Source organism: Bacteroides sp. 51 (assembly GCF_010500965.1).
Taxonomy (GTDB): Bacteria; Bacteroidota; Bacteroidia; order Bacteroidales; family Bacteroidaceae; genus Bacteroides.
This window is the reverse complement of sequence record NZ_QVMI01000036.1, coordinates 23,796-36,927: the sequence shown is the minus strand read 5'-3', so window position 1 is coordinate 36,927 and position 13,132 is coordinate 23,796. Positions and strand designations below refer to the sequence as shown.

The 13,132-nt window shown below is 43.7% G+C and carries 12 protein-coding genes; 8 read left to right on the top strand and 4 right to left on the bottom strand.

The genetic code is table 11. The annotated features are described in order from the left end of the window. The first annotated feature begins 2 nt into the window (after positions 1-2). Positions 3-1,544: a fimbrillin family protein gene (locus D0T87_RS20240; protein ID WP_163177499.1), complete on the top strand. Its 1,542-nt coding sequence runs from the start codon at positions 3-5 to the stop codon at positions 1,542-1,544. A gap of 633 nt (positions 1,545-2,177) precedes the next feature. Here the strand turns inward: D0T87_RS20240 and D0T87_RS20235 are convergent. Beyond that, the gene (locus D0T87_RS20235; RefSeq protein WP_163177497.1) at positions 2,178-2,546 is read right to left on the bottom strand and encodes a DUF3127 domain-containing protein; all 369 of its coding nucleotides are present in this window, start codon (positions 2,544-2,546) and stop codon (positions 2,178-2,180) included. A gap of 255 nt (positions 2,547-2,801) precedes the next feature. Here D0T87_RS20235 and dnaN point away from each other — a divergent pair, with 255 nt between their 5' ends. The 6 genes from dnaN to D0T87_RS20205 all read left to right on the top strand — a co-directional run bounded on the left by dnaN (position 2,802) and on the right by D0T87_RS20205 (position 10,292). Continuing rightward, positions 2,802-3,923 (top strand): DNA polymerase III subunit beta, encoded by a 1,122-nt coding sequence (dnaN, locus tag D0T87_RS20230; RefSeq protein ID WP_163177495.1) that lies wholly within the window; start codon positions 2,802-2,804, stop codon positions 3,921-3,923. 139 nt (positions 3,924-4,062) lie between these two features. After that, positions 4,063-4,857, top strand: coding sequence for a 3'-5' exonuclease (locus D0T87_RS20225; RefSeq protein ID WP_163177493.1), 795 nt, complete (start codon positions 4,063-4,065; stop codon positions 4,855-4,857). Between the two features lie 2 nt (positions 4,858-4,859). Beyond that, positions 4,860-6,062: a bifunctional phosphopantothenoylcysteine decarboxylase/phosphopantothenate--cysteine ligase CoaBC gene (gene coaBC / locus D0T87_RS20220; protein ID WP_163177491.1), complete on the top strand. Its 1,203-nt coding sequence runs from the start codon at positions 4,860-4,862 to the stop codon at positions 6,060-6,062. 48 nt (positions 6,063-6,110) lie between these two features. Continuing rightward, on the top strand, positions 6,111-7,781 hold the full coding sequence (recN, locus tag D0T87_RS20215) for a DNA repair protein RecN (RefSeq protein ID WP_163177489.1): 1,671 nt from the start codon (positions 6,111-6,113) through the stop codon (positions 7,779-7,781). 62 nt (positions 7,782-7,843) lie between these two features. Continuing rightward, positions 7,844-8,584: a 23S rRNA (guanosine(2251)-2'-O)-methyltransferase RlmB gene (gene rlmB / locus D0T87_RS20210; RefSeq protein ID WP_163177487.1), complete on the top strand. Its 741-nt coding sequence runs from the start codon at positions 7,844-7,846 to the stop codon at positions 8,582-8,584. 4 nt (positions 8,585-8,588) lie between these two features. Continuing rightward, complete coding sequence (locus tag D0T87_RS20205) at positions 8,589-10,292, top strand: serine protease (RefSeq protein ID WP_163177485.1); 1,704 nt, start codon at positions 8,589-8,591, stop codon at positions 10,290-10,292. An 86-nt stretch (positions 10,293-10,378) separates the two neighbouring features. On the opposite strand, the gene D0T87_RS20200 is transcribed toward D0T87_RS20205, so the two are convergent. After that, positions 10,379-10,663, bottom strand: coding sequence for a type II toxin-antitoxin system RelE/ParE family toxin (locus D0T87_RS20200; protein WP_163177483.1), 285 nt, complete (start codon positions 10,661-10,663; stop codon positions 10,379-10,381). Beyond that, positions 10,654-10,938, bottom strand: coding sequence for a hypothetical protein (locus D0T87_RS20195; RefSeq protein ID WP_163177481.1), 285 nt, complete (start codon positions 10,936-10,938; stop codon positions 10,654-10,656). The genes D0T87_RS20200 and D0T87_RS20195 overlap by 10 nt, the downstream gene beginning before the upstream one ends. A gap of 444 nt (positions 10,939-11,382) precedes the next feature. Between D0T87_RS20195 and D0T87_RS20190 the strand changes: the two genes are divergently transcribed. After that, positions 11,383-11,757, top strand: coding sequence for a RidA family protein (locus D0T87_RS20190; protein ID WP_163177479.1), 375 nt, complete (start codon positions 11,383-11,385; stop codon positions 11,755-11,757). Here D0T87_RS20190 and D0T87_RS20185 read toward each other — a convergent pair. Beyond that, complete coding sequence (locus tag D0T87_RS20185) at positions 11,725-13,026, bottom strand: folylpolyglutamate synthase/dihydrofolate synthase family protein (RefSeq protein WP_163177477.1); 1,302 nt, start codon at positions 13,024-13,026, stop codon at positions 11,725-11,727. The genes D0T87_RS20190 and D0T87_RS20185 overlap by 33 nt on opposite strands. Between the last annotated feature and the right edge of the window lie 106 nt (positions 13,027-13,132).

The window sequence follows — 13,132 nt, the reverse complement described above, 5'->3', positions numbered from 1 at the left end:
TCATGCCTCAACCTTCAACCCATACCCGCAATAAATTGCTACAGCTGGCTCTGCCAGCTGTAGCAACCCTGCTGCTCGCTTCGTGCTCCGGGATTTCTACAAGTACCCTGGCAATCGATCGCGTGCCCGTAGATTTATCCTTGCGAATTGGCACTGTTTCCACCCGGGCAAATGGTACGATATGGAATATGGGTGATGCTGTTGGTGTTTTTATGATAAAAAAGGGGAATATATTACATCCCGATCACATTCTCGACAATGCTAATAATCTCCGCTACCTCACAACCTCTTCCGGAGAGGTGGTCAATCTGATTCCGGCAGCCGCCGACCAGGTAATGTATTACCCGGTCGACGCTTCTGTTGTCGATTTCATAGCCTACTACCCCTACCGGGATACCGGTACAGGGGCAGGGCTATTGAATAATTACATTTACCCTGTTCGTGTGGATGATCAGTCGGACTTCTCTACCATCGACCTGCTTTACAGTACGGGTAGTGGTAATAAATCTGATAAAACAGTTTCGCTTTTGTTCTCCCATCAGTTGAGCAAATTCCGGGTGGCTCTTCGCAAGTCCGCTGGGTTACCTTTCCTCGATCTGGCCGGTACGCGCGTTGATCTGCTTGGTATGCCTCTTGCTTCGGGTTTCTCGCTTGCCGATCAGACGTTCAATTACCTGACTCCGTCGGGCGGTGAGGAGATTGGCCTTATCGCGCTGCAACCCATTACTGATGGTGCGTTGTACGAAGCGCTTATCCTTCCACAACCTTCCGGCCGCTTCCGGGGGCGTGGTGTTGGTCTTACGTTGCCTGCGACCAATCCCGATGTCGCGCCCTATGTGTACCAATGGCCCATTCCCGACGGTACTGCTTTCCGTTCCGGGAAGGAGTACACCTATACCTTTACCTTGCATGGTGATGGTGTGGAGTTTGGAGGCATACAAATCAACGATTGGGAGGATTGCAGCTTCGAGGGTGCTGTTGTCGAAATGATTGATGTTCCTGGTGGAACTTTCCTGATGGGGAGTTCTTGCCAGGCGGATGAAACGATTTACCAAGTCACGCTAACTGACTTTATGGTCAGCCGCTATCCGATTACCAATGCTCAATATGCTGCTTACCTGAATGCGACTCGGGTGGCTGCTGACGGTGTATTGGGGGGTAATCGGTTGCTGGCTGCTCCCCATCCGGTATTAACTTACACCTCTGGGCCTACGAGTGATGGTCAAGCCTTTCCCCGCTGGCAGGTGTCCGAAGGTAAAGATGATTATCCGGTCACTTCCGTCACCTGGTTTGGAGCGAATGCTTTCGCCCTTTGGCAGGGAGGGAGTCTGCCCACTGAAGCTCAGTGGGAATATGCTTGTCGTTTGTGTGATATACATAGTAACATTTGGGAATGGTGTCTGGATTCTTCCGGTGGAAAGTGTATTCTTCGTAGTGGAACTCTTAATGGCTCTACCGTGAATGATTGTTTCACTGGATGTAATAAAGATGTGCCCGATAAATGCGATTCGGGCTATGGCTTTCGAATAGTGATTGTGCGATAGGTTTTTATAAGAAAAACGGATTGGAAATGAATTAATTCTATACTACGCCAAATCCACCCCCTGCCCCCGCCAGCGGGGGATACCTTGCGGAGACACTGTGTAGCGCAGCCTATCCCCCGCTGGCGGGGGCAGGGGGTGGATGGTTGAAATAACGTAAAACCAACCCCAAATACTCAAAACCCTACAAAAAAGAATAAAACCCTACAGAGATTAACTTTAAATATGGGCTATTTTAATTCAAAAATATGTCAATTTTAAGTTAGCCGCTTGCAACCGGCTCATTAGCTGCTTGCAACCAGCTAATGAGCCGGTTGTAACCAGCCAATGAGCTGCTTATAACCGGCTAAGTAATTTTGTGCAATAAAAATAGTTGTTTTGTGTGAATTGAAAACTTATTCTACGCAGGTTTAAGATTTACTTGAAGCTGAATAAAGAATGAGTGATTGTGTTAGGAAGGTGTTCGTGATGTGATATCATGCACCCTTATAAGTTGTTTCGTAGACTCCCCGGAAGCCAAGCGAGGTGGAAGGGGAGTTTTATCTGGCTTTTATGTATAAAAAAACAGGAGTTCAAAAAGTCAACCCAATGTTAAACTTTCTGAACCCCTGATAATATCTTATAAATGCGCCTTATTTAGAAAGGCAAATCATCCTTAGCATCTCCCGGAATAAACTCAGGAGCAGCGGTAGGAGGAGGAACCGGCGATCCGGCACCCATCGGAGCACCAGCAGCAACGCGCTCTACCTTCCATGCGCGGATACTGTTGAACCATCTGTCTTGCCATTGACGGGCATCAATGTCGAAAGATACATTCAGCTCTTCGCCCATCTGGATGGCAAATTGATCTATTTTGTCGGCTCCAAATACCTCAAAACACATTTTCTTAGGGTATTGGTCATGGTTTTCAATTACATACTCTTGTGCTTTCCACTCGTTTCCGGTGGCTTTTGCTACTCCACTTTTGGGAGTGAGAATGGCGATAATCTTTCCGCTAAATTCCATTTTTTAAATTATATTTTAAGTTCTAATTAATAAGCCTGGTTGTCTTACGGCATCGAAACCTAGGTGCAGCCACTCGCTGCCTTCGGGACTGCGAAGGTAGTGCTTTTTGTTTGATTGACCGAATAAAGATTGGAATTTCTTATAACGTATTGCAAGTACAGATATTTTTTTTGTAACTTTGTCCGATTCGGAAGTTAGGAGTTAGTAGCTTTATAAACTCAGAAACTATAAACTTAAAAACTTAAAAAATAAAATATGAAATTTATCGTTTCCAGTACCGCATTATTTAGTCATCTACAGGCTGTTAGCCGGGTGATAAACTCAAAAAACACGCTGCCAATTCTGGATTGTTTCTTGTTTGACCTTCAGGATGGCACATTGTCAATCACCGTATCTGATACTGAAACCACAATGGTTACTTCGGTTGAAGTGAACGAAAGCGATAAGAACGGAAGATTCGCAGTAGTGGCCAAAACACTGCTCGATGCGTTAAAAGAGATTCCGGAACAACCGATCACGTTCGATATCAATGATACATTAGAAATCACGGTACAGTACCAAAACGGTAAATACAGCCTGATGGGGCAGAATGCAGATGAATTTCCTCAATCGGCCGCATTGGGCGATAATGCTGTACGTGTCGAAATGGGAGCAGATATTCTGCTAAGCGGCATCAACCGTGCCATCTTCGCTACAGCCGACGATGAATTACGCCCCGTAATGAACGGTATTTACTTTGATATTACTACCGACGACATTACGATGGTAGCATCGGATGGTCATAAGTTGGTGAGATATAAAACCCTGGTGGCCCGTGGCAATGAGCGTGCTGCATTTATCCTGCCCAAGAAGCCGGCCAACCTGATGAAGAACCTGTTGGGCAAAGAACAAGGCAATGTGGTGATTGAATTCGATGAGCGTAATGCCGTATTCACCATGGAAAGATACCGCATGGTATGCCGTTTGATTGAAGGACGTTACCCGAACTACAACTCGGTAATTCCACAAAACAACCCGCATAAGGTAACGGTAGACCGTCAGATGCTTGTAGGCGCTTTGCGTCGTGTATCTATTTTCTCTTCACAATCGAGCAGCTTGATCAAGCTACGCATGCAGGAAAATATGATCGTGATTTCGGCACAAGACATCGACTTCTCCACATCAGCAGAAGAAACACAGGTTTGTCAGTACTCAGGAAATGCAATGAGCATTGGTTTTAAATCAACCTTCCTGATTGATATCCTGAATAATATGTCGGCTTCGGAAGTGGTGATCGAGTTGGCCGACCCATCACGCGCAGGGGTTATCGTTCCTGTTGAACAGGAAGAAAACGAAGATATCCTGATGCTGCTGATGCCGATGATGTTGAATGACTAAATTCATTTACAATTTACCATTTACGATTTACGATTTACCATGCGGGTGGCATAAACCAAATATTTAGTGGTTTTGCATGCTTACAATGGTGAATAGTAAATCGTAAATGGTAAATTGTATATGGTAAATCTAAATACAAATGGCAAAATTAAACCTGAAGAATCCTATTGTTTTCTTTGATCTTGAAACGACGGGTACAAATATAAATTCCGACCGTATTGTGGAGATCAGTTACCTGAAGATATTGCCTAACGGTAATGAAGAATCCAAAACAATGCGTATAAATCCGGAAATGCCTATCCCGGCCGAATCATCAGCGATACACGGGATATATGATGAGGATATAGCCAATAGCCCCACGTTTAAAGAAGTAGCAAAGTCGGTAGCCCGTGACATTGAAGGCTGTGACCTGGCCGGATTTAATTCCAATCGCTTCGATATCCCCGTATTGGCCGAGGAATTCCTGCGTGCCGGAGTAGATATTGATATGTCGCGCCGTAAGTTTGTGGATGTTCAGGTGATCTTCCATAAGATGGAGCAGCGTACACTGTCTGCTGCTTATAAATTCTATTGCGATAAAACGCTCGAAGATGCCCATACGGCAGAAGCAGATACCCGTGCCACCTATGAGGTGTTGAAGTCGCAACTGGATCGCTATCCGGACTTGCAGAACGATATGGCCTATCTGGCAGAGTTTTCCAGCTTTAACCGTAATGTAGACTTTGCCGGACGGATGGTATACGATGAAAATGACGTAGAGGTATTCAACTTTGGGAAATATAAAGGTATGCCCGTAGAAGAAGTACTGGAAAAAGATCCGGGCTACTACGGCTGGATACTAGGCAATGACTTTACACTGAACACCAAAGCCATGCTTACCAAAATCCGCCTACGCAGCGCCAACGTGGCGCAGCGAGGTTCTAAAAGTAAATAATTATGCTACAGGGGAAAAAGATAATACTCGGAATTACAGGCAGTATCGCCGCTTATAAAGCCTGCTACATCATTCGTGGACTGATAAAGAAAGGTGCCGAGGTGCAGGTCGTAATCACTCCGGCAGGAAAGGAGTTTATTACCCCGATCACCCTTTCGGCATTAACCAGTAAACCGGTAATCAGTGAATTCTTTGCCCAGCGCGATGGAACATGGAACAGCCATGTCGACCTGGGACTGTGGGCGGATGCTATGGTCATCGCCCCCGCTACGGCAGCTACGATAGGGAAAATGGCAAATGGAATAGCAGATAATATGTTGATCACAACATACCTGTCGGCTAAAGCACCCGTGTTTGTGGCTCCGGCTATGGACCTGGATATGTTTGCTCATCCATCGACAAAGCGCAACCTGAATACCCTGCGTTCGTGGGGAAATCATATTATAGAACCAGCTGTGGGCGAGTTGGCAAGCCACCTGGTGGGCAAAGGCAGAATGGAGGAGCCGGATAAGATAGTAGAGATACTCGAAGAGTTCTTTGCATCGCGCTCCGAACTGTCGGGTAAGAAAATCCTGATCACTGCCGGGCCAACCTACGAACGCATCGACCCCGTACGCTTTATCGGCAACTACTCTTCGGGAAAAATGGGCTTTGCCCTGGCCGAGGAATGTGCAAAGCGGGGAGCAGATGTAACACTAATCGCCGGACCGGTACAACAAGCCATACATCATTCGAACATCAAACGCATTGATGTGGAATCGGCCATTGAAATGTATGAAGAGTCTATGCGGATTTATCCGGAAATGGATGCCGGCATTCTTTGTGCAGCAGTAGCCGACTTTACCCCTGATACGGTGGCCGAGAAGAAGATGAAACGTGGAGATGATAACCTGACGCTGAATCTGAAACCAACACATGACATCGCCGCCACACTTGGGAAAATGAAGAAACCGGGACAGCTCTTGGTAGGCTTCGCGCTGGAAACAGACAATGAAAATCAAAATGCACAGAGCAAACTGAAACGTAAGAATTTTGATTTCATCGTACTGAACTCACTGAACGATATGGGAGCAGGCTTCCGTTTCGATACCAACCGGATCAGCATTATAGATGCTAACGGGCATATGGATTACAACCTGAAACCCAAATCCGAAGTTGCAAAAGACATCATCGACAGGTTAGTCGGAGAGTTGAGTGAAAACTGACCGCATGGCAAATTGTAAATTGTAAATCGTCTAATTGTAAATGTAATTATGTTACGTTCACTATACATACAAAACTATGCATTGATTGAAAAGTTGGATATCACTTTTGATACGGGCTTTTCTGTGATTACCGGAGAAACCGGTGCCGGTAAATCAATCATATTGGGTGCTATCGGACTTTTGTTAGGTCAGCGGGCAGATACAAAGTCGATCCGCCAGGGAGCATCGAAGTGTGTGATTGAGGCCCGGTTCGATATCTCTGCCTATAACATGCGCCCGTTTTTTGAGGAAAACGAGTTGGAGTATGAAGAGGAATCGATTCTGCGTCGTGAGGTACATGCTTCGGGCAAAAGCCGTGCGTTTATCAACGATACTCCCGTTTCGCTTGCACAAATGAAAGAACTGGGCGAACAACTGATTGACGTACACTCGCAGCACCAAAACCTGCTACTAAATAAAGAAGATTTCCAATTGAATGTATTGGATGTGTTGGCCTCTAACGATAAAGAACTCGCTACATACCGCGAAGCCTATACGAAATGGAAACATTCGGAAAAAGCATTGAAGGAACTGATTGCTCAGGCAGAACAGAGCAAAACAGACGAAGACTACCTTCGTTTTCAGTTGGAACAACTCGAAGAGGCAAAACTAAGCGAGGGTGAACAACTTGAACTGGAACAAGAAGCAGAAACCCTGACCCATGCCGAAGAGATAAAAGCCGGACTGTATAAAGTAGAGCAACTCTTTATCTCGGACGAGATGGGATTATTACCCTCTTTGAAAGAAGCACTGAATACACTGATCAGTGTGCAAAAGGTGTACCAATCGGCCGAAGAACTGGCAGAACGGGTAGAAAGTACCTATATAGAACTAAAAGATATTACCCAGGAAATCAGTGGCAGGGTAGACGATGTTGAGTTTAACCCTGATCGTCTGGATGAGGTGAACGAGCGGTTGAACCAACTGTATTCCCTTCAACAGAAACACCGCGTGCAATCAGTTGAAGAACTGATTCAACTGACTGGGGAATACCGAACCAAACTGTCTGTCATCACCTCTTACGATGAACAAATCGGCCAGCTTACCGCCGAAACGGAAGTGCAGTTCCGTACAGTGAAGAAACTGGCGGCAGCGTTGACCGCAAAACGTAAGAAATCGGCGCGCGAAGTTGAAAAGCAGATGGTAGAACATTTAATACCACTGGGTATGCCCAATATCCGCTTTCAGGTGGATATGGGAGTACGCAAAGAACCGGGCCTTTCGGGTGAAGACACGGTGGCATTCCTGTTCTCTGCAAATAAGAACGGTACCTTGCAACAAATCTCGTCTGTGGCATCGGGTGGAGAAATTGCACGTGTAATGTTGTCTATCAAGGCAATGATTGCCGGAGTAGTGAAACTGCCAACCATTGTTTTTGATGAGATTGACACCGGAGTGTCGGGCGAGATAGCCGACCGGATGGCAGATATCATGCACAAAATGGGCGAACAGAAACGGCAGGTAATCAGCATAACCCATCTGCCGCAGATTGCTGCCCGCGGGCGGGCACACTATCTGGTGTATAAACGAGATAACGATAAAGAAACGAACAGCCATATCCGTCGCCTGACTGAAGAGGAGAGGGTAGCCGAAATAGCACAGATGTTAAGCGGTGCCAAATTGACGGAAGCGGCATTGAATAATGCAAAAGAATTGTTGAAATCAGGAGCTAGAAGCTAGTAGCCGGGCCATGTATAAAACCTAACTACTAACTACTAACTTCTAACTACTAATTATAAATAATGACAGATAAAAGCGAGATGATATTTGGCGTTCGCGCCGTGATAGAAGCTATTCAGGCAGGTAAAGAGATAGATAAGATCTTGGTGAAGAAAGATATTCAAAGCGACCTGTCCAAGGAACTCTTTGCTGTATTGAAAGGCACACTTATCCCCGTGCAACGGGTTCCGGTGGAGCGTATCAATAAGTTTACCCGCAAGAACCATCAAGGAGTTATTGCTTTTATTTCTTCTGTAACTTATCAGAAGGTAGAAGAACAAGTACCTTTCTTTTTCGAGCAAGGCAAAAATCCTTTTTTTATTATGCTCGACGGAATAACCGATGTGCGTAACTTCGGAGCCATAGCTCGCACCTGCGATTGCGCAGGGGTAGACGCTATTATTATCCCGGCAAAAGGAAGTGTTTCGGTAAACGCTGATGCGATGAAAACATCTGCCGGAGCGTTGCACACCTTGCCGGTGTGTCGCGAGAAGAATCTGAAAGACACATTACAATACCTTAAAAACAGCGGATTCAGAATTATAGCCGCTACGGAAAAGGGTGATTATGAATATACCAAAGCCGATTATACCGGACCGCTTTGCGTGATCATGGGAGCGGAAGATACCGGGGTTTCGTACGAGAACCTGGCTTTGTGTGACGAATGGGTAAAGATCCCTATTATGGGAACAATCGAGTCGCTGAATGTATCTGTGGCTGCCGGTGTTCTGATGTATGAAGCTTTAAAACAACGAATCGATTAATACAATGAAGAAAAACTGTTTTTTACTTATCCTGTTTAGTCTGATTGCTCAATGGAGTTTGGCACAAGCTCCTAAGTGGCTGGATAAATCACGTCGTGCCGTATTCTCTGTGATAACCTACGATAATGATGATAAGATATTGAGTACCGGAAATGGATTCTTTATATCCGAAGATGGTATGGCACTGTCGGACTATAGTCTGTTTAAGGGGGCACAACGTGCTGTGGTTGTCGATTCTGATGGAAAACAATTACAGGTAGCCACTATCCAGGGAGCCAACTCCATGTATGATATCGTGAAATTCAGAGTAGCTACGGCAGGTAAGAAAGTAACAGCACTACCTGTTGCTACAGCTCCTGCTGAAACGGATGCAACGGTATATCTGATGCCTTATTCTACACAGAAAGCTGCGACATTCACTATTGGTAAAGTAAAGGAGGCATCTTCTATCGGTGATAACCAATACTATTACAGTCTGGCTATGAAGCTGGATGATAAAATGGTAAGCTGCCCGGTAATGAATGCGGGTGGACAGGTGATTGGGATGGTGCAGAAATCTTCCGGAAAGGATGCAGATCAGGTTTGCTATGCGGTAGGGGTTTCGTTTGGTCAGGCATTAACGATCTCACCTTTATCTGTTAGTGATTTGAACCTGAAAAGTATAGGTATAAAGAAAGGGTTGCCCGAAACAGAAGAGCAGGCATTGGTTTATCTTTATATGTCTTCCGGCTCTTTATCTGCCGATGATTATAAGGCGTTACTTGACGAATTTATTACCCTCTATCCGAATAGTGCAGATGGATATATGCGTCGTGCTAACAATACGATGTTCCACTCTACAGATGATGCTTCAATGGATCAGGCGGTTGCAGATATGGAACGTGCGTTGGGTGTGACTCAAAAGAAGGATGACGTACACTACAATCTGGCAAAGATGATTTATTCTTATCAGCTTACTGCTCCTGAAAAAGTGTACAAGGATTGGACATACGATAAAGCATTGAGCGAGGTTCGTACAGCAATCGGTATAGACCCGCTTCCTATATATACACAACTCGAAGGTGATATTCTTTATGCCAAGCAAGACTATGCAGGGGCATTTGCAAGCTATGAGAAGGTAACAAAGACCAATCTGGTTTCACCGGCTACTTTCTTTAGTGCGGCTAAAGCCAAAGAAATGGCCCAGGCTGACCTGAATGAGGTGATCGCTTTAATGGATAGTTGTATTGCATATTGTACCACTCCAATGACATCGGATAATGCTCCTTTTTTGCTGGAACGTGCCCGTGTATATATGGACGCAAAACAATACCGCCAGGCCATGTTGGATTACGATGCTTATTATGATGCTGTGAAAGGAAATGTAAATGATATGTTTTATTATTACCGCGAACAAGCTTCTTTCCAGGCAAAACAATTCCAACGTGCTTTGGATGATATAAATAAAGCGATCGAATTAAATCCGGGTGATGTAACTTACCGTGCTGAACTGGCTGTGGTAAATATTCGCGTAGGCCGCTATGAAGATGCTGTAAATGCGTTGAAGGAAGCTATTGGCTTAGATGCGGAATATTCGGAAGCATATCGGCTGATGGGGATTGCGCAGATACAACTGAAACAGAAAAGTAATGCTTGCGCCAGTTTTGCTAAAGCAAAGGAATTAGGTGATCCGAATGTGGATGCGCTTATAGAGAAGCACTGCAAATAGAGCGGGATGCCATAAAAAGTTCCTCCCCTTATACTCTCCAAGAAGATGTATAGGGGGAGGAACTTTTATTTTAACTCAGAACTATTTTAGTTGTCCCAGAAATCAATGATATACATTGTGTCATTCTCGGTATAATACAATATTTTGAGTTGTCTGCTGGTGATGTAATGTGAGAATATTTTTTGTGGTTGGCCCATCATAGAAGCCTCAATATATCCAAGGTAAGGGCGTTTCCTTAAAGACTCTACGTCTCTGGTAATTTCATCTATAATTCTGTCTGCAACTTTTTTTCCCTGGCGATGGTATAATGCGATAATATCCTTCAGATTGTTCAGAGCATCTTCTCTCCAATAGATTTTTGTTATTTCCATGTCTCAATCATTTTATGAAGTTCTTGTAGTGCTTCTTCGTTTGTTACATTGTTTGTAGATTGCAGAGAGGTTATGCTGGGTACTCTCGTTCTGGAATAAAAAGAATGCACCATAACAGAGCTTGCTTTTTGAGCTTTTCTGGCTTTGGCAGCCTTTTTTGCCATTATCTTATTAAATTGATTGATCAATGCATCCAGTTCTCTTCCTTCTGAAATTTTCGTTCTGATATCATTTATCAGAGCCTCTTTTTGTTTCTCGAATTCGGTTGTAGGCATATTCCTTTTCTTATTTTTATATTTATTCCGAACAAAGGTAATGAATTATTTCTATTACTTCAAAGGTGAAAGTTCTATTATTTTAATAGTTTCTGCTGTGTGTGCAGTGCTCTTATGTTATATTAGGCTTTATTAAATTTTGATTTTATTAAATGAATGTTTATTAACATCAAGGGTTGTTGTTCCGTTAACTCTTATGGAAATAGGATTATAGAGGAAAAACTTTTCAATTAAAAAAGGAAAGATATACGGGGGAGTTGTATATTCTTTCCTCTTCTCAATTAAAGTTTAGGTTAGTAAGGGTTAAAGTTAGTTTGGTTATAAATACTATCTATAATATAAATGCAAGGTGGACAAATATATTGCATGAAGAAATCTATTTTTTTCTTATCTTCGTTCATCTATTTCAGAAGAGAGGAAATAATAACTTAAATAAAATGGATTATGAAGAAAGTAATAGTTTGTGAAAAGGCTCCCGGAGCAATAGGCCCATATAGCCAGGCTATTGAGGCAAACGGAATGGTATTTGTGTCGGGGCAGTTGCCGATAGATGCAGCTACAGGAAATATGGCAGTAAGTATCGAAGATCAGACACGTCAATCTCTTGAGAATATAAAGTATATTCTGGATGCCGCAGGATTGACAATGGAGCATATTGTCAAAACCACCGTATTCCTTAATGATATGTCTGCATTTGCCGAAATGAATAAAGTATACACGACTTATTTCGACGGAAGTTATCCGGCCCGTTCGGCATTTGCAGTGAAAGAACTTCCTAAGGGTGCATCAGTAGAGATTGAGTGTATCGCGGTTCGATAACAGGTCGGCTACAATGAAACTACTGCCTCCTACGAAGATCAGGTCTTCCGGGAGGCTTTCTTTTTGGGCTGCTTTTACAGCAGATACAACATCAGGATAGGCCTCTCCCTGTAGCCCAATGGTATTGGCTTGTTTCTTTAGTTCATTCTCAGGCAAGGCACGCTTAACGGTGGCTTTAGTGAAATAATAAGTTGCGTTGGTTGGTAAAAGAGTTAATACTCCATGGATGTCTTTATCATCTACCATACCAATAATCATGTGCAAGCGTTTATAATCCAGGTGTTTAAGCTGTTCGACGATGAATGAGATTCCCGCTACATTATGTCCGGTGTCACAGATGAGGGTGGGGTGGTTCTGTAGCTTTTGCCAGCGTCCCATAAGTCTGGTTAGCTCGCTTACCTCGCCAAATCCCTTACGTACATCTTTTTCTTTGATCGGATATCCAATCTGAATGAGATGGTATATAACTGATAGTAGAGTATTGGTATTGGGGAGTTGATACAAACCATGTAATTCTCCGCGTAAATTAGGATAAGCTTCTGATTGGTAGATCCAATCGTATTGATCGTCTACCGTTGCACTTTGTAAAAAGCGTTCTTCTTGTGCAAAATAGATAGGAGCCTCTTTTTCTTTTGCTTGTTTTATAAAAACAGGAATGGTTTCGGGAGTTGCTTCACCGATGACAACGGGAACTCCTGTTTTAATAATTCCGGCTTTCTCAAAGGCGATTTTACTTAATGTATCTCCCAATAGCTGGGTATGGTCCAGACTAATATTGGTAATCAGGGACAAATCGGGTTGGATAATGTTAGTACAATCTAACCGTCCCCCCAATCCGGTTTCAATCACTGCGATGTCTACTTTAGCTTCGGAAAAATAAAGAAAAGCCATTGCGGTGGTTAGTTCGAAAAAAGAGGGGTATAAGGGTTCGAAAAATACACGATGATCTTTTACGAACTGCACCACGTATTCCTTAGGTATTGGTTCACCATTGACCCGGATACGTTCGCGGAAATCTACTAGGTGGGGTGAGGTGTACAGCCCTACTTTATATCCCGCACTTTGAAGAATGGCGGCTAGTGTATGCGAACAGGTTCCTTTTCCGTTGGTGCCTGCTATATGGATGGTTTTATAATTCCGGTGTGGATGATTGAAGTGTTCGTCCAAAGCGTAAGTATTTTCCAATCCTTCTTTATATGCCTTACTACCAATCTGTTGGAACATAGGCATGCTGTTATATAAATAATCCAGTGTTTGTAGATAATCCATCTTTGTAAAATTTAACTAAAAAATAAATTTTAGATCACCCTTTATTTGTTATATTAGTCAGTAGTTAGAAGTTAGTAGTCAGGGATTGTGTTTTCGTGGTTCAACT